Source organism: Aliiglaciecola lipolytica E3, assembly GCF_000314975.1.
GTDB lineage: Bacteria > Pseudomonadota > Gammaproteobacteria > Enterobacterales > Alteromonadaceae > Aliiglaciecola > Aliiglaciecola lipolytica.
Window position 1 is genome coordinate 94,589 of the sequence record NZ_BAEN01000037.1, and the last position, 24,638, is coordinate 119,226.

Sequence of the window (24,638 nt, forward strand, 5' to 3'; positions counted from 1 at the left end):
ATAATCATAAATCATGTTGAAATTTAAATTTAAGCAGCTCTTAGCAGAGAAAGAATTTAAGGATGGGCACACTGTGACCATCACTGATGTAGCGAAGGCGACAGGAATAAATCGAATGACGCTCTCAAAAATAGCAAATAAAAAAGGGTACAGCACAGTGACAGACAACATTGATAAGTTGTGTGCTTATTTTGGGTGTAAAGTTAATGATCTAGTTGAGTATGTTGAAGAGTAGTTAGCGTACGTTTTGTATTAAAACAAGGTGTAACAAACTCTTTGTATCGGGCTGGATTAAGCAGCGCATAATACTAAGTAGCTGAGAGTGTCTCTTTTTCCAGTATCTAACCCACGGGAAAGGACAGTTAGTCACAATTAACACGCTAAATATAAAAAGCCGAGTTATCGCTTCAGTACTTTAGTAAATGTTATGTTGTGTGTGAGTGTTCCTTTGCGCCTATATTCAGATAGCGCTTGATATTCGGGGTCATTGAACCAGTTAGTTGCATCTTTTTCTGATGGAAAGCCAAATAAAATCACACGACCTTCTAGTGGGCAGTCTCCCTCCATATGCTGTGAATTATCATCAAAAGTAATAAATGAACCATTATGCTTTTTTAAAATAGGAAAGAAGCCTTTCTCATACTTTCTATATTCATCAGCATCAGTCACTTCAAGATTTGCGATTACAATAACTTCATGATTTGCCATAAGTAAGCCTTTCTGGTAATTTTTTCTAAAAGTATTAATGAGATTAGCAGTTTGTTTGAAGCTCAAACAAACTGCCTTTTTCTCTAGCTTAAAATCGATAGCTAAGCTCTACACCAAATGTAGCGGGGTTACCATAATAATTTAAACCGCCTATAAACGTGCCGGTGGCGTCAGCTACAGGTAAACCGTTGATGCGATATTCTTCATCTAGTATATTTTTTCCCCAAACTGCTAAATCAAAATTGCTGCCGGCTATTTCGCTCAAGGTTATGCGGGCGTTAAAGATGCTGTAACTTGCTATGCGAGTGAAATCTGCTGAAGGTTGATTATGATATGGGAAATGGTCATCTACGTAACTGTAATCAGCAGAGACAATCAACTGACCTACAGATATCTCGGCTTGATAGTTGAGTCCTATAGACCATTTTTTTTCAGGGCTGTAGGGGAATTCTGCGGTATTGGTTACTTCATTAGGTAAGCCTGTTACAACATCAAAGGTGATAAACTCATCATAGTCTGTGTTGAGTAAGCCATAGTTAAAATTAGCACTTAGATTCTGCGAAATAGCGGCTACAATTTCAACTTCGAGCCCGCTAATATTTGCTGACCCCGCATTTTGAATATCAGAATACGCGCCTAAAAACTCTGACATTTGCATATCAGTAACATCGTTATAAAACACTGCGATGTTTGCTTGTAATCGCTGATCCAACCAGCGCGATTTCAGCCCCCACTCATATGCTAATACTTCTTCAGCGTCGTAAGGCTTTATCGCTAGTTCTGCATTTGGGGCTTCGCCGTTAAACCCTCCAGCTTTCCAACCTTGTGAAATTTTTCCATAGGTTTGGATATTGTCAGCAAGCTCGTAATTAAGTGAGATCATTGCCGTTGTGTTATTCCATGTATCATTGGCTGTGGTGCGCGCTAATGGGAAGAAAAATGCAAAACTAAAATCATCTGGGCGTTCTATATAAAGTGTTTTTTCTTCAGTCGTCCAACGGAGTCCAGCAGTGAGTCTTAATTTTTCGTTTATGTCGTAGTCTGCATGGGCGAATGCTGCCATGGATTCGGTTTCTACCCCATAAAAGTTATTTAAGGTACCAAAGCCGAGTGTGAAAGGATTATCCGCATCAGACTCTTCCGTCATGTAAAACAAGCCACCAACGTAATTAATCTCCCCGGTACTGCCTATAAACTGGACTTCTTGTGTAAATTGTTCATGTTTAACTCTACGAACAGTATGAAAACCTATAAGGTCTGCACCGTCTGCATCCACAGTATCAGCATAATCTATATCACGTAGAGCACTTATCGACTTAACTTGTAAATCTTTACCAGCGTCCCAGGTCACCGTAAGGGCATGTCCAGTGCTTTTTGAGCGGTCAAAGTCTACGCCATCAAGAGCAGCACTTTCTTGTCTACTTTTAACATCATCAGGCATAAGTGAAGGTATGTTGACTTGACCAAGAGGTGGCGTGAGATCTTTATCGCTACTGTCGTAAACGTAATAAAAATTGAGTGTTTCACTATGTTCATATAGCGCAGCAAAACGCATGGAGAGTGAGTCGAGCTCTTTAAACTTGGTGATAGGTGAGTTAGCTGATAAGTTGTCGTAAAAACCATCGCGGTCGCGTTTATTAGCGGTAAAATTTAGGCTTAGACTATCGTTTATGAGGGCCGAATCTGCGCTTACATAAAAATCACTTAGCCCATAATTACCTGCACCCACGCGGACCTCACCACCTAATTCCCCTGCGGGTTTACGTGTAATAATGTTAATTGCACCACCAATCGTGTTTTTACCATAAAGCGTCCCTTGCGGGCCGCGTAATATTTCTACTCTATCTATCGCTGCTACATCAAACAAACCGCCTACATTTTTAGACACGAATACACCGTCAATATATACGCCCGTGGTAGGTTCCCATGTGATTGCGGGGTTAATAGTGACTGAGCCACGAATGGCAATTGTGGCACCAGTGCTACCAGCGGGTGTTTCAGATATTTGCACATTTGGAGCAAATAGACTGAGATCTTCAACATCAGAAATTCCTTGTTCTCGAATGGCTTCGCTGTTGAACACCGACACGGCAATTGGCAGCTCTTGTAAATTTTGAACCCGTTTTTGTGCGGTAACTTCAATAACTTCTAAGCCAAGATCTTCGTCTGTATCCTGCTCGGTGGTTTGTGCATAAACTAAAGAACTGCTTAGGTATAAGCCAATAATTGTAGAAAGTTGTGTCTTTATAAATACTCGTTTCATGATGTGTTCCTTAATTTAAATTTGGGTTGCCTAATATGCGCTAGTGCATATCCTAGGATTAAGTTATTTACGGTATTAACTAAAATCCTAAAAAAATGTAAAAACTAAAAATTTATTTTATTAATTAGTAGTTTATGAGTTGTTAAGTGCGATTACATAGACCATATGAACTAATGTCAGCGTTAATTTTGAAGAAAAAAAAAGACCATTGATTTATCCATCAATGGTCTTTTCAGATGCTTTGCTGAGTTAAATATTCAGTATCAAAACTACTGTTATAAAGCTGCTTCGAGCTCGGGCAATATATCGAATAAATCACCTACCAAACCATAATCTGCAACTTGAAAAATAGGTGCTTCCTCGTCTTTATTGATTGCAACAATCACTTTTGAATCTTTCATTCCGGCTAAATGCTGGATCGCGCCAGAAATACCGACTGCAATATATAACTGCGGTGCAACGATTTTTCCTGTTTGTCCGACTTGCATGTCGTTAGGAACAAAACCGGCATCGACAGCCGCTCTCGACGCACCCATGGCTGCGCCAAGTTTATCTGCAATACCATCTAAGAGTTTGAAGTTTTCGCCATTCTGCATGCCTCTACCGCCAGATATAATTATATCGGCAGCGGTTAATTCAGGACGCTCAGATACCGTTAATTCAGCCGACAAATATTTAGAATTCGTGGACGTTTTAACTGCATTAATTGTCTCAATTGCCGCACTATTACCTGTGTCTGCTGCATCAAACGAAGCTGTTCTTACTGTGATTACTTTAATCTCATCGGCAGATTGCACTGTCGCTATTGCATTGCCAGCGTAAATAGGACGTTTAAATGTATCAGGACTTTCTACAGAAATAATATCTGAAATTTGGGCTACATCTAAAAGTGCTGCTACTCTGGGCATAAAATTCTTGCCTGTCGTGGTAGCTGCGCAAACGATGTGACTGTAGTTTTTGCCTAATTCCACAACCAAGTCTGCTATATTTTCAGCTAGCTGATGCGCATAGGTTGCGTTGTCAGCAAGTAGTACCTTGGCCACACCTTTTATATCGGCTGCTTTACTCGCAAGCTCTGCACAATTATCACCAGCAATAAGAATGTGTATTTCACTATCCATTTGTTGTGCAGCGCTAACTAATTTATAGGTATCTGATTTTAAGTCTTTATTGTCGTGTTCTGCATATAATAAAATAGCCATTAAATCACCTTTGCTTCGGTTTTCAATTTATTTACTAGTTCTGTCACGTCAGAGACTTTTATACCGCCCGCTCTTTGCGAGGGAGCTTCTACTCTTAGCGTTTTAAGTTTAGTACTTAAATTAACCCCAAAATCGTCTGCCGACTTTACGTCAAGAGGCTTGCGTTTTGCCTTCATTATATTTGGGAGAGATGCATATCGAGGCTCATTTAATCGCAAATCTGTGGTGACGACAGCTGGTAGCGTTAGTTCTATCGTTTGTAGCCCCCCATCAACCTCTCGAGTCACTTGAATTTGCTTATCGGTAATATTGATCACTGAAGCAAATGTTCCTTGTGGCATGCCACATAGCGCTGCAAGCATTTGGCCTGTCTGATTATTGTCTGAGTCGATTGATTGCTTACCTAAAATCACAAGATCAGGCGCTTCTTGTTCTACAACCCTATGCAGTAGCTTTGCTACTTGCAAGGAGTCGAGAGTTTCGCTTGTGTCGATTTGCAAACCTCTATCTGCGCCCAATGCCAGTGCAGTACGAATTTGTTCTTGGCAAGATTTATCGCCAATAGAAACTGCCACAACTTCTGTAGCAATCCCTTTTTCTTTTAATCGAATAGCCTCTTCTACCGCAATTTCGCAGAAAGGGTTAATTGCCATTTTGGTGTTGGTTAAATCTACACCAGAATTATCTGACTTTACGCGTACCTTTACGTTATAGTCGATGGCACGTTTTATCGGCACTAATATTTTCACTATTGTCTCCATAGATAAATTTTATAAAAAACATGCTAGTAATAACTTTTAAAAGAAAAAGGCTTTAATATGGATACTAAAGCCTTGTTACCAAATTAAAATTTCTCAAATCTAATAGTTGAAGCTTACATCAATTCCATAGCTTGCAGGCGCACCGTATACTTGAGCATCAAAGAAGCCAAAGTTAGCGCCGTGAATCACATATTCTTCATCAGTGATATTACGACCCCAAATCGCGACTTTTAAACTAGAACGCTCACCTATTTCAATATCAGATAACGTAAGGCGTGCGTTTAGTAGATCATAGGCTTCACCCACAAGCGTAGGATCATTATTATTGAATTGATTGTCATCGTTCATTACGTAATTAACGTTTAAATTTAATGAGCCAAAATCGAACTCGGCTAATGCCCAGTCAAACCCTAAGGTAGCTGAATAAACATCAACGTCTGTAAATTCATCGAGGGAATATTCTGTATCGCGATAACCGTAATTACCGGTTATAAGCAATTCAGGTGTAACGGCAAATTGTGCGTCTATTTCAAAGCCCAAGGTTTCTGATTCGCCAGAGTTAAGTGCACGCTGAATAGAACCGTCAAATACTGTTACTAATAAATTGGTATTATCGTTATAGAATATCGCAGTATTGAGCATTAAACGATCGTCCAATAAAAACATTTTAGAGCCAACTTCATATGCGGTGGTATCTTCAGGGTTCCCTGGAATCAAACTTCCATCGAAATTGGCTTGACCCATATTTGCTGGGTTTAAAAATGCAAATCTATCTACGGTACCGGGATTAAAAACACCTGCTGCATAACCCTGCGTTACGGATGCATAAAAGGTCGTATTTTGATCCATGACATAGTTGGCAATCACCGAGCCCACTGTTTTACTCCAGTCCTCTTCTGCGAATAAGTCATTGCGAAGCATTGGGTCGGGCGCAGCTAACTGAGTGAGTGATTTCTCATCTTTTGTATGCCTAACACCCAAAATGAGACTTAGTTTGTCAGTGACGCTATAATCCAATTGTGCAAATATTGCCTCGGAGTCTGAAGTTGACTTATAGAATCCACCCCAACCAAGTGGGGGGGCAAAGAACAGATTAGCACCTTGTCCGGTAAATATACTTATCTCCCAAGGGTTATTTTCTTCTCCCTCTTCACTGAAGTAAAAATAACCGGCCACGTAGCTAAGCTGACCGTCCAAAAAGCTTCCTAAAAATTGAAACTCTTGAGAAGTTTGCTCTTGAGACTTTACGTTTGAAAAATGAAAAGCAGGAATAGGGGCGAAGTTACCCGTAGGTTGAAAAGTGTCATCCAACTCTGCGCCAAAGTACGCACCACCATCCGAGTCTACACCGTCTGGTATGTCTGAATAATAGTCTCTATATGAGGTAATCGATCTTATCGTATGATTTTCTGCAAAATCCCATTCAACATTTAATGTGTGTCCTGAAATCTCTATAAATTCTGCACCGTGACCATCGAGTTCAAACTCTTCTTGTCTACCACCTCTGAATTCATTGGCGGCCATCTGCGCGAAAACATTACCACCATAAAACACACCTGTCCCCATATGAAGGGTTGGTACTGTTGGGTCTGTAAAAGTTTCTCGAACATTACTGACTTGAACTGGAATAGACACTGCTTTTCCGTCTGTGTTGTCGTAAGCATAGTTGACTGAAAAGTCATCACCTTGGTATTGCAGGGCTAATCGATACGCATCAGTTTCTTTAGCACCTAAGTCTTTTTCTTTTGCACCCGCGAATGTATTAGTTGCCCAACCATCTTCGTCGCTTTTGAGATAAGTAAATTTGCCAGAGAAGCCGTTGTACTCGCCTGTATCAATCGATGTAAGTGACGATTTAAGGCCAAAGTTACCAACGGTAAATCGTTGCCTAAATTCAAAGTCTTCAGATGGCCCTTTGGTGATCATGCTAATTGCACCACCGGTAGTATTTTTACCCCACAATGTGCCTTGTGGTCCGCGCAAAACTTCTACTCTTTCTAAATCGATGATATTCAATATTGCACCAACATTTCGCGCCATATATACGCCATCGATATAAATACCAACTTTCGGGTCTATCGCTAAAGATGGAGATGCCGTTCCCAGTCCACGGATATTTACGCCAACATTATATGAACTTCCAATGGGCGCGACAATTAGCGTGTTTGGCGCTAAATTGTTCAAATCAGAAACATCTTCAACGCCTAATTTTTCAATGGTGTCGCTGTTAAAGGCAGTTATAGCGATAGGCGTTTCTTGAAGAGGCGTTACTCTTTTTTGCGCGGTAACAACGATTCGTTCAACACTAGTTTCTTTTGTATCTTGTTGTATTTCTGTTTGCTCTTGTGTTGCAAATGCCTGCCCAGATAGCGCGCAGGTGATTGAAAATGCTAAGGGTTTTATTAACATGTTAGTAGTAGTTTTCGAATTGTTTTTATTCATTTATATCTCCTAGTGTGCGCGGTCCATAAGCTAGGTCAAAACGCTGCATCTTATGGCGGAAGTTACTATTTTGTAAATATCTTGTGACGATATTTGTATAAATGAATAATTCCAGAAACGTCTATTTGGACTAGTTAAAATGAAACACACGCAAGAATATATCTGTTTCGTCAGCCGAGCCTGATAACTTTGTCCAATATATTGGTCTGTACAGACGATGTGTGAATACTTGATATTCATATAATGAGGTAAAAAGGAAAGTATAAATGTCTAAAATAGCGCTTATCACTGGGGCAAGCAGAGGAATAGGTCGAGCAACTGCCTTAGCGTTTGCAGCCGCAGGTTATAATATAGCGATTACTGCGCGTGAGTTTGATAACACTGATTCTGTTAAGCATAAAATTACAAACAATAGTTACGCCGAGGGCAGTTTAGTCGAAACAGCAAAGCTCATTGAAAAAACTGGCGTTGATATACTTGCAATAAGAATGGACTTATTAAGCAGTCAATCAGTTAACGATGCGATTGTTCAGGTTTTCAATCAATTTGGTGGGGTTGATGTACTGATTAATAATGCTATTTATCAGGGGCCTACGTTAAATGATTCTTTATTGTCTTTAACCTCAGAAACGCTAGAAAAAGTAGCAAAAGCTTATTTCTATGCTCCATTGCAAATTACTCAAGCCGTCATTCCTTCAATGGTGCAAAAGGGGAGTGGTTGTATCATTAATATTACGTCGGGCGCCGGAGAGATAAACCCACCCGTTGCTGCGGCGGATGGAGGCTGGGGTTACGCATACGGCGCTGGCAAAGCCGCAGTATCAAGGTTGTCAGGTATCATAAATATAGAGCATGGTCATGAAGGGGTTCGCGCATTCACAGTCAATCCTGGGATCGTTAATACTGAAACTTTGCGAGCAACGATATCTGAGCAAGATATTAAAAAGCTTGGCCAATCGGTTGCTCTACCCTCAGATGTGGCAGACTTACTGCTATGGATTGCCCAACACGCAGGCGTCGATTTACAGCATAAAACGATAGATGCGCAACGTTTATCCAGCAGTTTGTCCGCCGTCAATAACTAAGGCTGTTCCAGTTATAAAGCGTGCATCATCGGAGGCAAGATAGGCAACCGCTGATGCTATTTCTGAAGCCTCTGCTGCATCGAGAAGCGGGAACATTTTACTCAATAAACGTTTATCTATGTCTTTTGGAAAGGTTAAGTTTGCTGACAGAGGTGTTTTTACGTTGCCTGGACATATGGCGTTAACCCGAACCGATTGCGCTGAGTATTCAATTGCAAGTGATTTAGATAAATTAACAACAGCAGCTTTTGTTGCGCAATATGCCGATGTATATGCTTGGCCAACCATACCGGCAGACGAAGCAACATTGACAATATTTCCTTGTGTATTAATTAAATGCGGCATTGCCAATTGCGATAAATAAAATACGCTAGATACATTTATATTCATCATTTTCAGCCAATCGTTCGGCGCAAGTTCAGTGAAATGATGCAGTTTGACAATGCCTGCAATATTACACAACACGTCAAGTTTACCATGTTGAGAGAGTGACTTTTCTACTGCAGTTTTGCAAGATTCATAGTCTGATACATCAAGTTGTAAGGACATGACGTCGCTCGTGTGAGTCTTGCAGGCTTCAACTGTTCGTGCCAAACCTTCATCATTTATGTCACATAAAGTGAGAATAGCTCCCTTTTTGGCAAACAAAAGAGCGGTCTCTTTTCCAATACCTGACGCTGCGCCAGTGATAAATATCGCTTTGTTCTTAAACTTTCGCATATCGACCTCTAAATTTCGTTTTGCTTTCATAATATCTACGATTATTAGATTTCGTGCTTAGTCCATATAAACGATGAAGCTATTTTGTGATATGTGAAACTCTTAATACTATAAGTATTTTGTCGTAGGTTGCATCGTCGAACTTTTGCGTTGGATGCGAATTGCGATCTAATGGAGGAGTCGACATGACTCGTTATCATCGGCTAACTGTGTCGGAAGTTGTGCAAGAAACACCTGATGCTCAATCAATACTGTTCAAAATCCCCCCAAATTTAAAAGAAAAATTTGCATATAAATCGGGTCAATTTATTACCATTAAATTTCCTTATGAAGGCGCACAATTGCAACGCTGCTATTCTATGTCGAGCACACAAGGCCTCGATGACTTTTTAAGAGTCACAGTAAAGCGAGTGCTTGATGGCAGAGGGTCAAATTGGATATGCGATAACCTCAATGCAGGCAGTGAAATCGATGTTTTGCAACCCGCTGGCTTGTTCGTTACCAAAGACCTAAATGAAGATCATCTATTATGTGCTGGGGGGAGCGGTATAACGCCCGTATTATCTATCCTCAGACTTGTCTTAAGTAAGGGTTCAGGCAATGTAAGGTTAATCTACGCGAACCGAGATGAGTCTTCCGTAATTTTTAGAAATACGATTAAAGACCTTTGCGCAGCTTATCCTGAGCGCTTAGAAGTTATTCATCTTTTGGATTCCTTACAAGGTATACCGTCTTCTCGTTTGTTGGCTTCAATTGCTAACGGGATGCAAAAGTGTCGTGCGTTTATTTGCGGCCCAGGCCCTTTTATGGACGCGATGGAAACATCTCTAAAGCAAATAGGTATTCCTGACACTAACATCCATATCGAAAGATTTGTTATTGCCAAACCCAAGAACAATGAACATGCGGTGCCATTGAACGACACAGAAACTAAAGAACACATCTCTGAATCATCGGTTTCGCCAGCATCTACCGTTAATCTTGAAATTGATGGCGTTAATCATGTTATTGCATGCGAGTCGGGTCAAACTGTTCTTGATGCAGCAGAGGCTGTCGGTATTGAACTTCCTTATTCATGCAGAGAAGGTATGTGTGCATCATGTATGTGTGAGGTAATTGAGGGGGACGTGATGCTTAAAAGTAATGATGTGTTAGATGAACGGGACTTGGCTAACAAGTTGACCTTGAGCTGTCAGGCGGTGCCACTTACTCAAACGCTAAAATTAAAATATGCCTAATGGCCTTAATTGTTTAAGCCAGTTGGCGCCTCATAAACGTGCGTACCGATCAGCAGATGGCGATTACTACAAATTAAAAGGAGATACTCATGCAAGCTAGATTTACAAATAAAGTTGCCTTCATTACAGGTGGTGGCAGTGGAATTGGTGAAGCGACAGCAAGACGTTTAGCTGATGAAGGAGCCACAGTGGTTATTTGCGGTCGCCGCTCAGAGCTTTTAGATAGAGTTGTTAAGTCTATTTCTGACAGCGGTGGCAATGCCCATGCAGTTGTAGCAGATGTGAGTAATGAAAGTCAGTTTGTAAATGCTTTAGAAGAGGCTGCAGAAAAGTATGGTCGATTAGATATTTTAGTGAATAATGCCATGGCTTTCTCATATGGTGGCATAACAGACATGACAACCGAAGACTGGCATAGCAATTTTAAAACGTCTGTCGATGGCACTTTTTGGGGAACACGAACAGCTATGAAACTCATGCAGTCGCAAGGCGGTGCTATTGTAAATGTTTCTTCCATTTGTGGCGAATTAGGCACGCCCCTTATGTCAGGATATAGCGCATCTAAAGCGGCGGTCGTAAATTTTTCACGAGCAGCCGCTGCAGAAGGTGCAAAGGATAATATTCGAATAAATGTAGTTGTGCCAGCAGTTGTAGAGACGCCCGCTACTGCAGGTATGCTCAGTGATGAAAACATGCGAAATAGCACAAACCGTTTAATTCCGATGGGACGAGTCGGTCGAAGCGACGAACTTGCAAGTGCTATTGCGTTTTTAGCGAGCGATGACGCTTCATACATTACAGGTGCTTGTTTACCCGTTGATGGTGGTCGAGCCTGCGTGCTTGTAACCGCGTTAGACTAGGATATTATTATTATGGCTAAATACGAGGCTTTACTTCAGGCGGGTAAAATAGGCGACATCGAGGTGGCAAATAGAGTGATTATGGCGCCAATGACCCGCAACCGCGCGGACGCAGACGGCACACCCAACGATATTATGCGAGACTATTATAGTCAGCGCGCTAGCGCCGGATTAATTATTGCCGAAGGTACCTGGCCCGTTGCTGCAGGACAAGCGTACAACCGTCAACCGGGGATTGAAACCACCGCACATATTAAAGCTTGGAAAGCAATCACAGATTCTGTTCATCAAGCAGGAGGTAAAATAGTTTTACAAATTATGCATGCTGGTCGTATCGGCTCTCACCATATTAAAGGCAAAGGAGTACCCACAGTCGCGCCGTCTGCTATTAAAGCGAATGGTGAAGTGCACACCGACAGTGCAGGAATGCAACCATATGACGTGCCCGAAGAGCTAAGTACTCGACAAGTTTGGCAGGTTATTGATGAACACCGACAAGCAGCTGCCAATGCGCTTGAGGCAGGGTTTGATGGGGTTGAACTGCACTGCACGAGTGGCTATTTGCCCATGCAGTTTTTGTGCTCCGATACCAACCAGCGTACCGATGAATTTGGAGGGAGCGCAAAAAATAGAGCAAAATTTGCTGCGCAATGTATATTTGCGATGGCAGATATATTTGGAGAGGGGCGTGTTGGCTTAAGAATGAACCCTGGAAATAGATTTAACGATACCAATGACGAAAATCCCGAACAGAGTCATCAAGCTTTACTTGATGCTTTGGCATCTATCAACATGGGTTACTTGCACATGATGCGGGCGCCAGATGACTCAATAAATGCGTTCCAAATGGGTAGAGATTCGTACCAAGGTTCGCTAATATTAAATGATAGTTTTGACGCCAGCTTAGCGTCACAGACTATATTGGATGGGCATGCAGACGCTGTTTCGTTTGCTCGACATTTCATTGCTAACCCAGATTATGTTCAACGTATTATTGATGATAAACCCCCAATGAAGTTTGATCGCAAAACACTCTATACCGCGGGTGCAACCGGCTATTCTGATTACGTGTAGGTATTGTAATAGTCTTCGGTTTGTTCAAAACCCTCCTTGTTGCCTTTTATTGTTTAACATTTCATCTAGCTTCCACAAAAAGCACTACTTTAGTGGAAGCTAAGCTAATTTTTTGTAAAAATTTATGTTAAATTCTTAACATAGTGTGAGTTTGTCGCTGTACGACAGATAAATAATAAAAATACTTAGCTAAACAAACGGCTAATAAAGGACCGCACAATGAATATTGGCATAGAACAATACAATGAATTTATCAATTTATTATATGAAGCAGCAACAGACGCTACATCTGAAAGTTGGACTCAACCGCTTAAAATTCTCCAAGAAGCGTTTGCAGCAAACTACGTGACGCTCATTTTAAAGCTACCGGAAGAAGACGACTTGGGCTTAATGGTCGCAGTCGGTAAAAATATATCGCGTGAACACAGTGTTCAAAATTTACCGTATCAATACAAATTAACCCCTTTTACTGATCAAGCGCCTGATAAGGTGTTCACGGTTGACGACTTTATGTCTGAAGTTGAATGGCAGGAGAGTTCCTACAGACAGCATTGGTGTGCGGTAAATGACGTTTTTCATGTGATGAGTGTGGACATTAGCACGGAAAATCACGGTAACTTACGTTTAAGAGTGACAAGGGAAGAATCCTTAGATAACTTTTCTAGTGCTGACAAAGCTTTATGCGAGATGCTAATCCCACACTTTCGCCGCTCAATTACGACCTTTTTACACCTATACAGTAGTGCATCTTTGGGTTCTTTATACTCTAACGCAATTGGACGCCTTTCTATTGCCACAATCACTATTAATGATACAGGGCAAGTGCTAGATAAAAATATGTTTGCCAGTCAGATTTTAGATGCTGCCGATGGGCTTAAGATTTCAGGAGGCAAGTTGGTCGCTCAGCATCATAGTGATAATAGGGAGCTTAAGCGTTTAATAAAAACTGCTTTTGAACATGCTGAAGAGAAAAAAGCGATGCCAGAGGCAATGTCTGTTTCTCGTCCCTCTGGAGAAATCGCGTTGGGCTTGGTTATTGAGGTGATTCCTACTTTAGAATGGGCGGATGGCAAAAATCAAAAAAGAGCCGTCATATATATTAGAGATGCCGTTGGTAAGTCAATGACAAGTATCGATATTTCTAAAAAATTGTTTGGATTAACGCCAGCAGAGACGGCGCTTACTCTGCAGCTAATTAACGGTTTGTCGCTAGAGGAGTCAGCAGAAGCATTAAATATTCGTAGAAATACTGCCAGAGCGCATTTGCGTTCTATATTTTCTAAAACAGGCGTTCGTAGGCAGACAGAGTTAGTTAGGTTGTTTCTAAATAGTGTTGCTGCCCTAGGCTATGATGAAGCCGCTGATTTGCAGTAAAATTCTAATTAACACACTTGTAAATTTATCCCTGTTATCTCATTTTTTTAAGGCCTATCGAATCGTGCTTTCAAGCAATGGTTTGAGGGCCAATGATTACCCTTAATCCATATCTTCTTTTTAAAAAATGCAAAGCATAGTCCATCTGAAGCATGTGTAAAATCGCTTCTTCAACCATTCTTGCGTTATATTAGTTAATTTTGCGTAGCAACGCATAAGTTAACCACCTTCAAATCATCGAAATGCCACCATTCAGGCATAGGTAAAAGATCAAGGTCTACATGAATACTGCAACCAAAAGTACTGCAGCCATTATATTAGCTGCAAGTTTCGCATCTACTATTGGGGGCTTGCCATTCAACGCTTTACCTATTTTGTTAGGCTCGTTAGCAGATACTTTCGGTTTTGACACGCAAACCATTGGTTTGCTTGGCTCCTTATGCTTCGCTGGCTATTTGACTGGTACACTTTCATCAGTTTTTATAATTCCAAGGTTTTGTTTACGAAAGCTCACCATTTTTTGCTCAGCATTGTCAGTCGTTTTATTGCTTCTCTCATCATTTTCTGACGCTAAGTGGCAAACTTTATTTTGGGTATTCATTGGCTTTTTTGCTGCTTTGATGACGTGCCTAGGTTTGCGGATAATTGGACAAATGCAAAATAAAGAGCAAGCACTTGGAGTGCGCCAAGGCATTGAATTGGGCGTAACAGCAGTTGTATTGTTTGTATTACCAGCGCTAGTCATTATTCACTATGGTTATGCTGGCGCTGCCATTAGTTTATCGCTCATCATTTTAGTTTTGAGTTTAAGTGTGTTTGGCCTGCCACATAACGCGCATCTTAAAACACAAGACAACTCTCTCTTATCTCAATTAAAAATTCCCCCTAATGCGTGGTTTGCGCTGGCTGTCTTTTTAATCTTTGCAACAGGCAACATAGCCCTTTGGGCCTTTTTAGAACGTATAGGTAACACCATTGAACTAGCGCCTTCTGAAATAGGAATTATTTTCGCGGTATTAAAGCTACTCGGTGGTGTAGCGGCTTTTTCTGTTGCATTAGTGGGAAGCCGTTTAGGATTTCAAACACCTTATCTAATTGTATTGTTTGTATTGTCTATTGGTTTATATTTGATTTGGATGTCGTTCACAAAAGGTGATCATCAATTTTTGTTATTTTCCATGGGAACTTGGATTTGGGAAGTAGCATTTACATGGGGTTGTGTATTTAAAACAGCTGCTATTGCAAGGTTTGACGCACAAGGACGAGCAATAATGTTAGTGCCTGCCGCTTTTGGCTTAAGTGCCACGATAGGCCCCGCATTGGGGGGCTGGTTAGTTACTACAAGCTACATAAGCATTCTGAGTTTGGCATTTGCAACAACACTAGTAGCGGTTACTTTATTTATAGGGCCTTTAGCATTTAAGCAAAATAAGCTATTGAATGATTGAAATTTTCTCGGTCTCGTCGTGTGACTAAGTGTTTATTTTCCTTCAAATTTAGCATGTCGTTTATCTAAAAACGCTTGCATTCCTTCGCGCTGATCGCTTGATGCAAACAAGAGCGCATTGGCTTTACGCTCCAGCGCCATAGCACTCGCGAGAGAAGCGTCCATTCCCGCTAATATCACTTCTTTGATTTGCTCTGCGGCTAATGGCGGCATTCTTGCAATCCGCTTACAAATAGCCATCGCTTGGTCGTGGACTTCGTTATCCTCACATAACTCACTAACTAAACCCGCTACCCACGCATCATTCGCACTGATTGGCTTTCCGGTTAAGGCCATTTGCATGGCTTTCGCTTTGCCTATTGCTCTTACTAAGCGTTGAGTACCGCCGATGCCCGGCATAATTCCTATTGCGATTTCGGGCTGACAAAAACTCGCGCTTTTTCCTGCAACAATAATGTCACCTAACATAGCCAATTCACATCCACCACCATAAGCATATCCACAAACTGCAACAACCACTGGCTTAGGGCATTGCTCAATTGGTGCCCATAAACGTTCAGTGTGTCGTTTGTATATTTCAATAGGATCCGCGTCAATGAGCCCTGTAATGTCGCCGCCCGCGGCAAAGACCTTGTCGCCACCCGTTAATAAAATACAGCGTACCCTTGAGTCGTTGCTTAGTTTACTAAAATGTTCAGATAAGGTTGTTTGCAACTCTAAGCTCAATGCATTTGTTGCTTGCGGCCTATTTAATCGTAATTCAGCAACGCCGTCTTCAGGATGGCTCAATAAAACGGTGGTTTCTTCTTTTGTCGACATTGGTATCTCCATGGCCTCGGCAAGTTTTTATAGGCAAGTATTATGTACACTTTGTGATGAGTTCATTGTCGCTTTGTGTGCTAAACATAAACATCGTCCATACAGACGAAGTTGGTTTGCTAGACCTCAATGTAAAATACACAATATAATAATACTACAGGGTCGTGCTATGTCAGACAACAAAGCTCACTTAGAGCAGAATTATCAGGGGCAAGTTGTGCTTGTCACAGGCGGTACTAAGGGGATTGGGTTTGGTATCGCAGTCGGATTTTTGACAGCAGGCGCTGAAGTAATTGTATGCGGGCGCAAAGAGCCAGAAACTACACCTCAAGCGCTAGTTAATGGCATTCCAAAAAAAGCGCACTTTATAAAGGCTGATGTAAAAGATACCGATAGCACAGCTAGCCTGTTTAAAACTATCGAAGAAAAATTTGGTCGCCTCGATGTGTTAGTGAATAACGCTGGAGGAAGTCCTTTCGCATTAGCTGATAAAGCTTCTCCTCGCTTCCATGAATCAATTATTAAGTTAAATTTAATAGCGCCACTAAACGTTGCCCAACAAGCTAATTACATTCTGCAAAAAAATGGCGGCACGATTATTTTTATTGGCAGTATAAGCGCGATGCGCGCGTCTCCGGGTACAGCAGCTTATGGCGCAGCAAAAGCTGGCATTTTATCATTAGTTAAAACATTGGCCGTAGAGTGGGCACCGAAAGTACGTGTGGTGGCGCTAAGCCCTGGTTTAGTCAAAACCGAAAGTTCACACCTTCATTATGGTGACGATGCTGGTATTGCAAAAGTAAGCGCGACGATACCTGCAGGTCGAATGGCCGTGCCAGAAGATATCGCAAACGCATGTCTGTTTTTGGCATCTGCGCAAGCTAGTTATTCCAGTGGCTGTAATTTGTTGTTGAACGGCGGTGGAGAAATGCCTGCCTTTTTAAATGCTAATGAGAATAACTAGCTAATCATACTCAATAGAAAAAATTCATTTTAATAAATGTAGGAGACAAGCCTTGGCTAAATATGAATGGTTTGCAGAAATCGACGCAATGGTAGGGCATCAATATGGCCGTATTTACGCATGGGATAAAGTCAATGAAGCAATGGTCAGGCAGTGGTGTGAAGTCATGGGGGTAGATAATCCCATTTATACCGATGCCGACTACGCCGCAAAAAGTCAGCATGGACAACTCGTTGCTCCGCCAGCCATGCTTCAAGCATGGTGCCTTGCTGGTTTTCATGACGAGTTGGCGCCAGGTTCCACAACTGATAATCCCTATGGCGTTTTAAAGTTACTTGAAGCTCAAGGCTATCCTGCGGTAGTTGCGGTCAACTGTGATTTACATTTTGATCGCTACATCGGCATTGGTGAAAGACTTTACTACACAACTGTGTTTGACGATATTAGTGAGGAAAAAACAACCGCATTGGGTACCGGATTTTTTGTCACCTTGAAAATGGTTTTCCTTTCTGAAACGGGTGATGGGAAAGATGACGAAAAAGTGGGCGAGATGCTATTTCGTGTTATTAAATTTAAACCAGCCAATCCACCTGAAAAAGCTAAACCTGCAGGCTCAGATAACGCAGCCCCTAAAATGCTGCGACCAAAGCCAGGCATTAGCGACGATAATCGGTTTTTTTGGGAAGGCTGTGACGCTAAGGAACTGCGTATTCAACAATGTAAACATTGCGAGAAATTACAACATCCTCCTGCCCCCGTTTGTATGCATTGTCATTCTTTTGAACTGGATTATAAGTTGGCTAGTGGAAAAGGAGAGTTGTACTCGTTTGTTGTAATGCATCATCCGCACGTTCCACCATTCGATAATCCCAATCCTATCGGTTTAATCGAGCTTGAAGAAGGTGTGCGTATCGCGGCAGGTCTAATCGGGGTTGAAGAGGACGTGTCTCCTAAAATTGGTGAAGCAGTAGAAGTTGAGTTTCATACTTATGAAGGGGAGTTAACCTTGCCACAGTTTAGACTGGTTTCAACAAAGGAGTCATCATGAATTTTAATTTAAGTGAAGAGCAACTTGCGATCGCCGATATGGCGAAAAGTTTATTTACAGATACTTGTACAGACCAGTATTTACGCGATTATGATGAGTCTGGGCAGGGTACAATGTCAGACTTATGGCTTGCTTCCATAGAAACTGGCTTACACAGCGTGATTATACCCGAAGCGAATGGCGGTATTGACTTGGGTATGATGGAGTTGAGCTTAGTGCTTCAGGCCCAAGGAGGCTCACTTGCTCAAGTGCCAATTTGGCGTCACCAAGTGGCTGCAGCCGCTATTGCAAAGTTTGCCGTCGAATCTCACACAGAAATAGTGAAGGACGCTGCTCAGGGTAACAACTTGCTTACGATAGGCTATAACTTAAACAACACAGCAGAAGGTTCAGGGGTAATCGCAATCGAGTCTGACGATGGCGTGAGCCTAAGCGGAGTAGTGCAGGCAGTTGCCAATGCAGATAAAGCTAATTTTTTATTGCTCTCTTTCTCGCTTAATAACGAGACTAGATGGGCATTAGTTGATACTACAACGAAAGGTCTCACCTTAACCACCGGACAAATGACGCAAGGTGAAGACGTTGCGGACGTTATGCTTGATAAGGTGGAAATTGATAATGCAGCAGTGTTAGCGACAGAGGCTCATAATTGGATACTACCGCGAATTTTCGCATCTTTAGCCGCGCTGCAAGTGGGCGTAAGCGAAGCTCAAATTACTAAAACTGTCGAATATGTGAGCGAACGCAAGCAATTTGGGCGTGCGATAGGCACTTTTCAAGCAGTGCAAATGACCATGGCAGATACCAAAATTGCACTAGAGGCCCTTCGCAGCAATTTATGGCAGTTATGTTATCGGCTTGATAACGACTTACCTTGTGAGCACGAGGCTTATGCAACGGCATGGCATGCATGCGATGCTGGACATAAAATAGGTCATGCAGCGCAGCACGTTCATGGCGGGTTTGGTGTTGATGTGAGTTATATCATCTTCAGGTATTTGTACTGGAGCAGGGCGATCAGTCTAAATTTAGGCGGTAGCCCTGCACTATTGGCAAAGCTTGGCGAAGTATTGCGTGTAAACGACAAACTTGGGTGGAAATATGACCTGGATGAAAACTATGCAAACTAAACAATTTAAAGACGTTCAGGTAGGCGACAAACTACCCAAGCAAGCTATCCCAATAACAGTAGCGCTCATTACTAGTGGCGCCATTGCAACGCGTGATTTCTTTCCGGGCCATCACGACAAAGACGCTGCTATCGAACTTGGCTCTCCGCATATATTTATGAATATTCTAACGACTAACGGTCTAGTACAAGCTTTTGTAGAAAAATGGAGCGGCCCTGACAGTATATTCAAAGATATAAAAATAAAGTTGGGCATGCCGAACTATCCCGGGGATACGATGACCTTTAAAGGTGAAATCACAGCAACTGATGCACAAAACAAGACAGTTGAAGTAGGGCTAGCAGGTCAAAATCAGTACGGAACCCATGTTACTGGCACCGTGCTTATTGCACTGCCTTAAGCTTAGGAGACACAAATGAATGATTCTATTAGCGGCAAGGCCGCCATTGTCGGCCTAGGTGCCACCGAGTTTTCCAAAAACTCTGGTCGAACAGAGCTTCGTCTAGCGATGGAAGCCACACTTGATGCACTAAAAGATGCTGGCATTGATCCCAGTGAAGTCGACGGTTTTAGCAGCTACTCGGTCGATAAAGTACCAGAGTATGAAATAGCTCGGTTACTAGGCTGCAAAGATGTAAAGTTCTTTTCTCAAATTCCCCACGGTGGGGGCGCCGCTTGCGCACCCATCATGCATGCAGCCATGGCAGTTGCAACAGGCGTTTGTAAAACAGTCGTTGTTTATCGGGCGATGAACGAGCGCTCATGGTATCGATTTGGTACCGGCTCATATGGTTTTGGCTCTACCCCTATTTTTGAAAACACTAACTATGGTTGGTATATGCCCCACGGTTTTCATACGCCTGCCAGTTGGGTCGGTATGTTTGCACAGCGCTATATGCATGAGTATGGAGCAACTTCTGAGGATTTTGGCAAAATTGCGGTAGCTGCCCGAGATTTTGCTTCGACTAATCCCGCTGCTTTCTTTTATGAAAAGCCAATAACACTAGCTGATCATCAATCGTCTAAGTGGATTTGCGAACCTCTTCACTTACTCGATTGTTGCCAAGAGTCAGATGGGGCCGTTGCGATGATAATTACTAGTAGCGACCGCGCAAAAGACTTACAACAGAAGCCGGTAACGATTAAGGCTGGTTCGCAAGGGATTTCACAAGGTCAGCAAATCATGACTTCATATTATCGAGAGGATATTACTGGTTTGCCTGAAATGGGAGTGGTGGCTAAAGAGCTTTATGCTCAGTCTGGTTTAGGGCCTGAAGATTTTCAAACTGCGATTATTTATGACCACTTTACGCCTTTCGTCTTGCCGCAGTTAGAGGAATTTGGCTTTGCTCCTCGCGGACAAGCAAAAGAGTTTATTCGTGCGGGGCATCATGCGCGCGGCGGGAAGTTACCCATAAATACACACGGTGGACAGTTAGGCGAGGCTTACATACATGGTATGAATGGTGTGGCCGAAGCGGTAAGGCAAGTCCGCGGAAGCTCAGTAAATCAGGTCGACAATGTCGAAAACGTCCTTGTCACTGCGGGTACCGGTGTACCTACCAGTGGTTTAATTTTATCAAAAGCATAAGGAGAGGAAGATGTTCGTTGATTTAACTCCCGAGCAACGCGCACTGCGTATAGAAATACGAGATTATTTTTCACAATTAATGACTCCTGAGCTTCGTCAATCTCTTAGAGGGGAAGAGGGCGGTGAAAACTTTCGGAAAGTTGTTCGTCAAATGGGTAAAGATGGTTGGCTTGCGGTAGGTTGGCCTAAAGAGCATGGTGGCCAAGGCTATCAAGCGACCGAACAGTTGATTTTTTTTGAAGAAGCTAATATTGCAGGTGCGCCATTGCCGTTCGTGACCATTAGTACTGTTGGTCCAGCCTTGATGGAATCAGGGACTGAGTTACAAAAAGAAAAATTCTTACCGGGTATTGCCAGTGGTGACATTCATTTTGCGATTGGTTACTCAGAGCCTAATGCGGGTTCTGATTTAGCTACTTTGAAAACTAAAGCGACCCTAGAAGGCGATCACTTTGTTGTTAATGGCAACAAGCTATGGACATCTGGCGCTGATTCTGCCGACTATATCTGGCTTGCGGCGCGAACCGATCAAGAACTTGCGCGTCACAAGGGGATTTCGATTATGATCCTCGATACCAAAAGTGAAGGGTTTAGTAGCACCGTAATACCAACATGCTCTAACCCCACTGCTGCTACTTATTACGATAATGTAAAAGTGCCAAAAGAAATGTTAGTGGGTGAATTGAACAGCGGTTGGAAACTTATTACTGCGCAGCTTAATCATGAACGTTTAGGTTTGGGTTCGTGGTCAGATAAGGTGGTTAGTTTATTTACACGAGTGTATCAATGGGCGAACACGCAAGATGAACTTGGCAAACGCGCTACCGACAATCCCTGGGTTCGCTCAGCATTGGCTGAGTGTTATGCCAAGTTAGAAGCAATGCGTTTGATTAACTTTCGTATTGCAGCCGATTTAGAAGCGGGGCATATGGATGTTGCGCTAGCTTCAATCACTAAAGTGTATGGGTCAGAGAGTGCCATTGATATTTTGCGAAAATTAATAGACATTGTTGGCATAAACAGTATGGTCAAAAGTGACTCTGCGGCGTCTTTTTTGCTAGGTGAACTTGAGTATGAGGTGCGAGCTTCAGTTACCCTAACGTTTGGTGGCGGTACCAATGAAATACAGCGGGAATTAGTTGCGCAATTTGGTATTGGTATGCCGCGCGCAGTGCGCTAGCAGGAGGTTCACATGGTTGATTTGGAAGAGTTTAGAATACAGGTTCGTGAATGGTTAGAGGATAATTGTCCTGAATCGCTACGCACACCAACGCCCGATGGCGAACTCATTTGGGGCGGTAAAACACCCAACTTTACGTTTGACGATCAGCGTCTTTGGTTTGAGCGTATGCGTGATAAGAACTGGTTCTGTCCTACTTGGGCCAAAGAGTATGGTGGCGCAGGGTTAAGCTCTAAAGAAAATAGTGTTTTAGAAAGTGAAATGCGTAAGCTTAAATGCCGCCCTCCACAAATAAATCTAGGCATTTGGATGCTAGGACCGGTACTTTTAAAACATGGTACCGAGCAACAAAAACAGCAGTTTTTAAAGCCAATGGCAAGAGGTGAAGTAAGATGGTGCCAAGGTTTTAGTGAACCTAACGCAGGGTCGGATTTGGCAAGTCTACGCACTAGTGCACAAGATATGGGTGATCATTACTTAGTTAATGGGAGTAAAATTTGGACCTCCTATGGTGACAAGTCAGATTTTATGTATGCGCTAGTTCGAACTGACCCTGCCGCACCAAAACATCAAGGTATTAGCTTGTTACTGCTAGACATGCATTCAGATGGCGTAAAAACGGCCCCTATTCATTTGATAAGCGGTAAGTCATCTTTTTGTGAAGTCTTTTTTGATAACGTTAAGGTACCCAAAGACAATCTTGTCGGTGAACTTAATGGCGGATGGCAGTTAGCAAAAGAATTGCTGCAGCATGAGCGCAGCGCGATGTCAAAGTTTGGTGAGTTTCAATTACCCACGCATTTTGACTTAATGTCATTGTTCAATGATTATATGCCTGCACCTCACACACCCAGCGAACAGTCTTTATTTTATAAGGCCGTTGAAGCAGACATGCAAGAGCATGCCTATAACTTGACCGTACAACGCTTAACTCAAGAAATGCAAGCTGGCATAAATAACTTTGGCTTAATGTCAATTATGAAGCTTGTGCATACAGAGCAAGAAATTATCAAATTTGAGCTTCTACTCGATGCTATGGGGTACCGTGCGTTGGGTTGGGAAGACAATAATTTTACTGAGCAAGAGCAAGCGATTAATCGCGCTTGGTTAAATAGCTTTTCACAAGCTATTGCGGGAGGTTCATCAGAAGTACAGTTAAATATCATCGCTAAGCGGGTATTACAACTGCCTGAGAATAAAGGAGCGCAGACATGAGTTTAGTATACAGTGAAGACGATAGAATGTTAGCCGATACCGCTGAAGAGTTTCTATTATCTAAAAGCCCTGTCGCGGCGCAAAGAACGTTACGAGATAGTAAGTCTGCTCTTAATTTCGACAACGACGTTTGGCAGCAAATGGTAGAGCTTGGCTGGACTGCCATTACCTTTCCAGAAAAACTAGGCGGGTTAGAGTTTGGCTATAAAGGTCTGGGTGCAGTATTCGAAAGTATGGGTAAGCATCTTACGGCTTCTCCTTTGTTATCGTCTGTTGTGCTTTGTGGTTCACTTTTAGAGCAATTAGCCAACGATAGTCAGCTTGAATGGTTAAACCATATTATTAGCGGTGAAAAACGTTTAGCGTTAGCGATAGATGAAAAGGCTAGGCATGAGCCTTTTAATTTTCAAACCGAAGCAGTAGATGTAGCAGATGGCTTTGTCCTAAGCGGTAAAAAAGTGATGGTAATGGATGGCCTGAGCGCTGATGGCTGGGTTGTGTCTGCTAAGCATAAGGAGGGTGTCAGTTTATTCATTGTTCCTTTTAGCGAGGATGTTATCGTCAAACGCACCAATTTGGTCGATTCTCGCAACTATGCTGAATTGACATTTAATGAGCTTACTTTACCTGTGAATGCTCTATTAGGAAACCCGGGAGACTCAATTGATGCAATAAATCATTCGCTCGATTTAGGACGTTTGTGCTTAAGCAGTGAAATACTTGGTGCGAGTAAAGCACTTTTTGATATGACGGTTGAGTACTTAAAAACGCGTGAGCAATTTGGCGTCAAAATTGGAACCTTTCAGGCCCTGCAGCACAGAGCAGCAAACTGCTACGTTGAATTAGAACTTGCTCAATCATGTGTTATCGCAGCGCTCTCAAATGCTGACGATACAAAGTCTGATTTGGGTCTGAGTGCAAGTCTCGCTAAATGTCAAGTCTCAAAAGCGGCCGACTTGATTACCAGAGAGGCTATTCAGATGCATGGTGGCATTGGTGTCACAGATGAACTGGATATTGGTTTGTATCTTAAACGAATCCGTGTCGCACAAATGAGTTTAGGTGATGCTGATTTTCATCAAGCTCGTTACGGCGAACTCAAAAACAAAATGTGATCGATGGTGCGCCAATTTATTACAAATTGCGCACCATTATTCCCTGCTATGACTCAGATGCAACTATTCGGTTAAGCTCTGGATCGTTTGGCGGATTCATAACGCACCAAGTGCCATCAGGATGATAAATATAAGCGACGCAAGCGTTACAGTTATTGCATCCAGATTTTGTTAACTCGCCACTTTTGAATTTATTTACTAATGCAGGGTCGTGAATTAACGCACGCGCCATGACGACACAATCAAACCCTTCGTCCACTAACTGTTCGGCATTAACTAGTGATTTGCTTCCACCTACGTACGCTAGCGGTATTTTTACGGCAGCTCTAATTTTTCTGGCGTTTTCTAAGAAATACAGTTCTTTAAAATTAATTTGCGGTTCTTTTGACGCCGCGGCTTTTA

At 42.3% G+C, this 24,638-nt stretch carries 22 protein-coding genes and 1 pseudogene; 15 read left to right on the top strand and 8 right to left on the bottom strand.

Translation table 11 applies throughout. The features are described 5' to 3' along the window. Window positions 1–13: 13 nt before the first annotated feature. A complete protein-coding gene (locus GLIP_RS09100) occupies window positions 14–235 on the top strand; it encodes a helix-turn-helix domain-containing protein (RefSeq protein WP_040522499.1) in 222 nt (73 codons plus the stop codon). A gap of 164 nt (window positions 236–399) precedes the next feature. On the opposite strand, the gene GLIP_RS09105 is transcribed toward GLIP_RS09100, so the two are convergent. From GLIP_RS09105 to GLIP_RS09125, 5 genes are all read right to left on the bottom strand, one after another. Beyond that, window positions 400–774 carry a DUF1330 domain-containing protein gene (locus GLIP_RS09105; RefSeq protein ID WP_226992203.1) on the bottom strand — a complete coding sequence of 125 codons (375 nt, stop codon included), beginning with the start codon at window positions 772–774 and terminating at the stop codon, window positions 400–402. A 22-nt stretch (window positions 775–796) separates the two neighbouring features. Continuing rightward, entirely contained in the window at window positions 797–2,971 is a 2,175-nt protein-coding gene (locus GLIP_RS09110; protein ID WP_008844322.1) for a TonB-dependent receptor, read from the bottom strand. A 275-nt stretch (window positions 2,972–3,246) separates the two neighbouring features. Continuing rightward, complete coding sequence (locus GLIP_RS09115) at window positions 3,247–4,173, bottom strand: electron transfer flavoprotein subunit alpha/FixB family protein (RefSeq protein WP_008844323.1); 927 nt, start codon at window positions 4,171–4,173, stop codon at window positions 3,247–3,249. Next, window positions 4,173–4,922 (bottom strand): electron transfer flavoprotein subunit beta/FixA family protein, encoded by a 750-nt coding sequence (locus GLIP_RS09120; protein ID WP_008844324.1) that lies wholly within the window; start codon window positions 4,920–4,922, stop codon window positions 4,173–4,175. Before GLIP_RS09120 ends, GLIP_RS09115 begins: the two co-directional genes overlap by 1 nt. 111 nt (window positions 4,923–5,033) lie before the next feature. Then, window positions 5,034–7,376 (bottom strand): TonB-dependent receptor, encoded by a 2,343-nt coding sequence (locus GLIP_RS09125; RefSeq protein ID WP_008844325.1) that lies wholly within the window; start codon window positions 7,374–7,376, stop codon window positions 5,034–5,036. A 266-nt stretch (window positions 7,377–7,642) separates the two neighbouring features. Between GLIP_RS09125 and GLIP_RS09130 the strand changes: the two genes are divergently transcribed. Continuing rightward, window positions 7,643–8,461 carry an SDR family NAD(P)-dependent oxidoreductase gene (locus tag GLIP_RS09130; protein ID WP_008844326.1) on the top strand — a complete coding sequence of 273 codons (819 nt, stop codon included), beginning with the start codon at window positions 7,643–7,645 and terminating at the stop codon, window positions 8,459–8,461. On the opposite strand, the gene GLIP_RS09135 is transcribed toward GLIP_RS09130, so the two are convergent. Beyond that, window positions 8,429–9,181 (bottom strand): SDR family NAD(P)-dependent oxidoreductase, encoded by a 753-nt coding sequence (locus GLIP_RS09135; RefSeq protein WP_040522523.1) that lies wholly within the window; start codon window positions 9,179–9,181, stop codon window positions 8,429–8,431. The two genes, GLIP_RS09130 and GLIP_RS09135, sit on opposite strands and share 33 nt — an antisense overlap. A 185-nt stretch (window positions 9,182–9,366) precedes the next feature. On the opposite strand from GLIP_RS09135, the gene GLIP_RS09140 reads away from it, so the two are divergent. The 5 genes from GLIP_RS09140 (at window position 9,367) to GLIP_RS09160 (ending at window position 15,175) form a co-directional block, all read left to right on the top strand. Then, entirely contained in the window at window positions 9,367–10,419 is a 1,053-nt protein-coding gene (locus tag GLIP_RS09140; protein WP_008844328.1) for a ferredoxin--NADP reductase, read from the top strand. 89 nt (window positions 10,420–10,508) lie between these two features. Next, window positions 10,509–11,279, top strand: a complete 771-nt coding sequence (locus GLIP_RS09145) for an SDR family NAD(P)-dependent oxidoreductase (protein ID WP_008844329.1) — start codon at window positions 10,509–10,511, stop codon at window positions 11,277–11,279. Window positions 11,280–11,291: 12 nt separating this feature from the next. Then, entirely contained in the window at window positions 11,292–12,353 is a 1,062-nt protein-coding gene (locus GLIP_RS09150; RefSeq protein ID WP_008844330.1) for an alkene reductase, read from the top strand. Between the two features lie 219 nt (window positions 12,354–12,572). Next, the gene (locus GLIP_RS09155) at window positions 12,573–13,727 is read left to right on the top strand and encodes a helix-turn-helix transcriptional regulator (RefSeq protein WP_008844331.1); all 1,155 of its coding nucleotides are present in this window, start codon (window positions 12,573–12,575) and stop codon (window positions 13,725–13,727) included. 281 nt (window positions 13,728–14,008) lie between these two features. Further along, window positions 14,009–15,175, top strand: coding sequence for an MFS transporter (locus tag GLIP_RS09160; RefSeq protein ID WP_008844332.1), 1,167 nt, complete (start codon window positions 14,009–14,011; stop codon window positions 15,173–15,175). Between the two features lie 32 nt (window positions 15,176–15,207). Here GLIP_RS09160 and GLIP_RS09165 read toward each other — a convergent pair whose 3' ends face one another. Continuing rightward, the gene (locus tag GLIP_RS09165; protein WP_008844333.1) at window positions 15,208–15,993 is read right to left on the bottom strand and encodes an enoyl-CoA hydratase; all 786 of its coding nucleotides are present in this window, start codon (window positions 15,991–15,993) and stop codon (window positions 15,208–15,210) included. 169 nt (window positions 15,994–16,162) lie between these two features. Here GLIP_RS09165 and GLIP_RS09170 point away from each other — a divergent pair, with 169 nt between their 5' ends. From GLIP_RS09170 to GLIP_RS09205, 8 genes are read left to right on the top strand one after another with little or no spacing between them, the layout of a single operon-like run. Next, window positions 16,163–16,957 carry an SDR family oxidoreductase gene (locus GLIP_RS09170; protein WP_008844334.1) on the top strand — a complete coding sequence of 265 codons (795 nt, stop codon included), beginning with the start codon at window positions 16,163–16,165 and terminating at the stop codon, window positions 16,955–16,957. A gap of 52 nt (window positions 16,958–17,009) precedes the next feature. Then, entirely contained in the window at window positions 17,010–18,005 is a 996-nt protein-coding gene (locus GLIP_RS09175; RefSeq protein WP_008844335.1) for an OB-fold domain-containing protein, read from the top strand. Further along, window positions 18,002–19,135: an acyl-CoA dehydrogenase family protein gene (locus GLIP_RS09180; protein ID WP_008844336.1), complete on the top strand. Its 1,134-nt coding sequence runs from the start codon at window positions 18,002–18,004 to the stop codon at window positions 19,133–19,135. The genes GLIP_RS09175 and GLIP_RS09180 overlap by 4 nt, the downstream gene beginning before the upstream one ends. After that, window positions 19,125–19,535, top strand: coding sequence for a MaoC family dehydratase (locus GLIP_RS09185; protein WP_226992204.1), 411 nt, complete (start codon window positions 19,125–19,127; stop codon window positions 19,533–19,535). The genes GLIP_RS09180 and GLIP_RS09185 overlap by 11 nt, the downstream gene beginning before the upstream one ends. 15 nt (window positions 19,536–19,550) lie before the next feature. Then, window positions 19,551–20,726 (top strand): lipid-transfer protein, encoded by a 1,176-nt coding sequence (locus tag GLIP_RS09190; RefSeq protein WP_008844338.1) that lies wholly within the window; start codon window positions 19,551–19,553, stop codon window positions 20,724–20,726. Between the two features lie 10 nt (window positions 20,727–20,736). Next, window positions 20,737–21,906 (top strand): acyl-CoA dehydrogenase family protein, encoded by a 1,170-nt coding sequence (locus tag GLIP_RS09195; protein WP_008844339.1) that lies wholly within the window; start codon window positions 20,737–20,739, stop codon window positions 21,904–21,906. A 12-nt stretch (window positions 21,907–21,918) separates the two neighbouring features. Then, on the top strand, window positions 21,919–23,121 hold the full coding sequence (locus GLIP_RS09200) for an acyl-CoA dehydrogenase family protein (protein ID WP_008844340.1): 1,203 nt from the start codon (window positions 21,919–21,921) through the stop codon (window positions 23,119–23,121). Next, complete coding sequence (locus GLIP_RS09205; protein WP_008844341.1) at window positions 23,118–24,236, top strand: acyl-CoA dehydrogenase family protein; 1,119 nt, start codon at window positions 23,118–23,120, stop codon at window positions 24,234–24,236. The genes GLIP_RS09200 and GLIP_RS09205 overlap by 4 nt, the downstream gene beginning before the upstream one ends. 46 nt (window positions 24,237–24,282) lie before the next feature. Here the strand turns inward: GLIP_RS09205 and GLIP_RS09210 are convergent. After that, window positions 24,283–24,638: pseudogene (locus tag GLIP_RS09210) on the bottom strand (hypothetical protein); the annotation flags it as partial.

Bases quoted from the DNA above. Each gene is read 5' to 3' on its own strand.
- GLIP_RS09100 (WP_040522499.1), top strand. From the start codon at position 14: ATGTTGAAATTTAAATTTAAGCAGCTCTTAGCAGAGAAAGAATTTAAG.
- GLIP_RS09110 (WP_008844322.1), bottom strand. From the start codon at position 2,971: ATGAAACGAGTATTTATAAAGACACAACTTTCTACAATTATTGGCTTA.
- GLIP_RS09115 (WP_008844323.1), bottom strand. From the start codon at position 4,173: ATGGCTATTTTATTATATGCAGAACACGACAATAAAGACTTAAAATCA.
- GLIP_RS09125 (WP_008844325.1), bottom strand. From the start codon at position 7,376: ATGAATAAAAACAATTCGAAAACTACTACTAACATGTTAATAAAACCC.
- GLIP_RS09130 (WP_008844326.1), top strand. From the start codon at position 7,643: ATGTCTAAAATAGCGCTTATCACTGGGGCAAGCAGAGGAATAGGTCGA.
- GLIP_RS09135 (WP_040522523.1), bottom strand. From the start codon at position 9,181: ATGCGAAAGTTTAAGAACAAAGCGATATTTATCACTGGCGCAGCGTCA.
- GLIP_RS09140 (WP_008844328.1), top strand. From the start codon at position 9,367: ATGACTCGTTATCATCGGCTAACTGTGTCGGAAGTTGTGCAAGAAACA.
- GLIP_RS09145 (WP_008844329.1), top strand. From the start codon at position 10,509: ATGCAAGCTAGATTTACAAATAAAGTTGCCTTCATTACAGGTGGTGGC.
- GLIP_RS09150 (WP_008844330.1), top strand. From the start codon at position 11,292: ATGGCTAAATACGAGGCTTTACTTCAGGCGGGTAAAATAGGCGACATC.
- GLIP_RS09155 (WP_008844331.1), top strand. From the start codon at position 12,573: ATGAATATTGGCATAGAACAATACAATGAATTTATCAATTTATTATAT.
- GLIP_RS09160 (WP_008844332.1), top strand. From the start codon at position 14,009: ATGAATACTGCAACCAAAAGTACTGCAGCCATTATATTAGCTGCAAGT.
- GLIP_RS09165 (WP_008844333.1), bottom strand. From the start codon at position 15,993: ATGTCGACAAAAGAAGAAACCACCGTTTTATTGAGCCATCCTGAAGAC.
- GLIP_RS09170 (WP_008844334.1), top strand. From the start codon at position 16,163: ATGTCAGACAACAAAGCTCACTTAGAGCAGAATTATCAGGGGCAAGTT.
- GLIP_RS09180 (WP_008844336.1), top strand. From the start codon at position 18,002: ATGAATTTTAATTTAAGTGAAGAGCAACTTGCGATCGCCGATATGGCG.
- GLIP_RS09185 (WP_226992204.1), top strand. From the start codon at position 19,125: ATGCAAACTAAACAATTTAAAGACGTTCAGGTAGGCGACAAACTACCC.
- GLIP_RS09190 (WP_008844338.1), top strand. From the start codon at position 19,551: ATGAATGATTCTATTAGCGGCAAGGCCGCCATTGTCGGCCTAGGTGCC.
- GLIP_RS09195 (WP_008844339.1), top strand. From the start codon at position 20,737: ATGTTCGTTGATTTAACTCCCGAGCAACGCGCACTGCGTATAGAAATA.
- GLIP_RS09200 (WP_008844340.1), top strand. From the start codon at position 21,919: ATGGTTGATTTGGAAGAGTTTAGAATACAGGTTCGTGAATGGTTAGAG.
- GLIP_RS09205 (WP_008844341.1), top strand. From the start codon at position 23,118: ATGAGTTTAGTATACAGTGAAGACGATAGAATGTTAGCCGATACCGCT.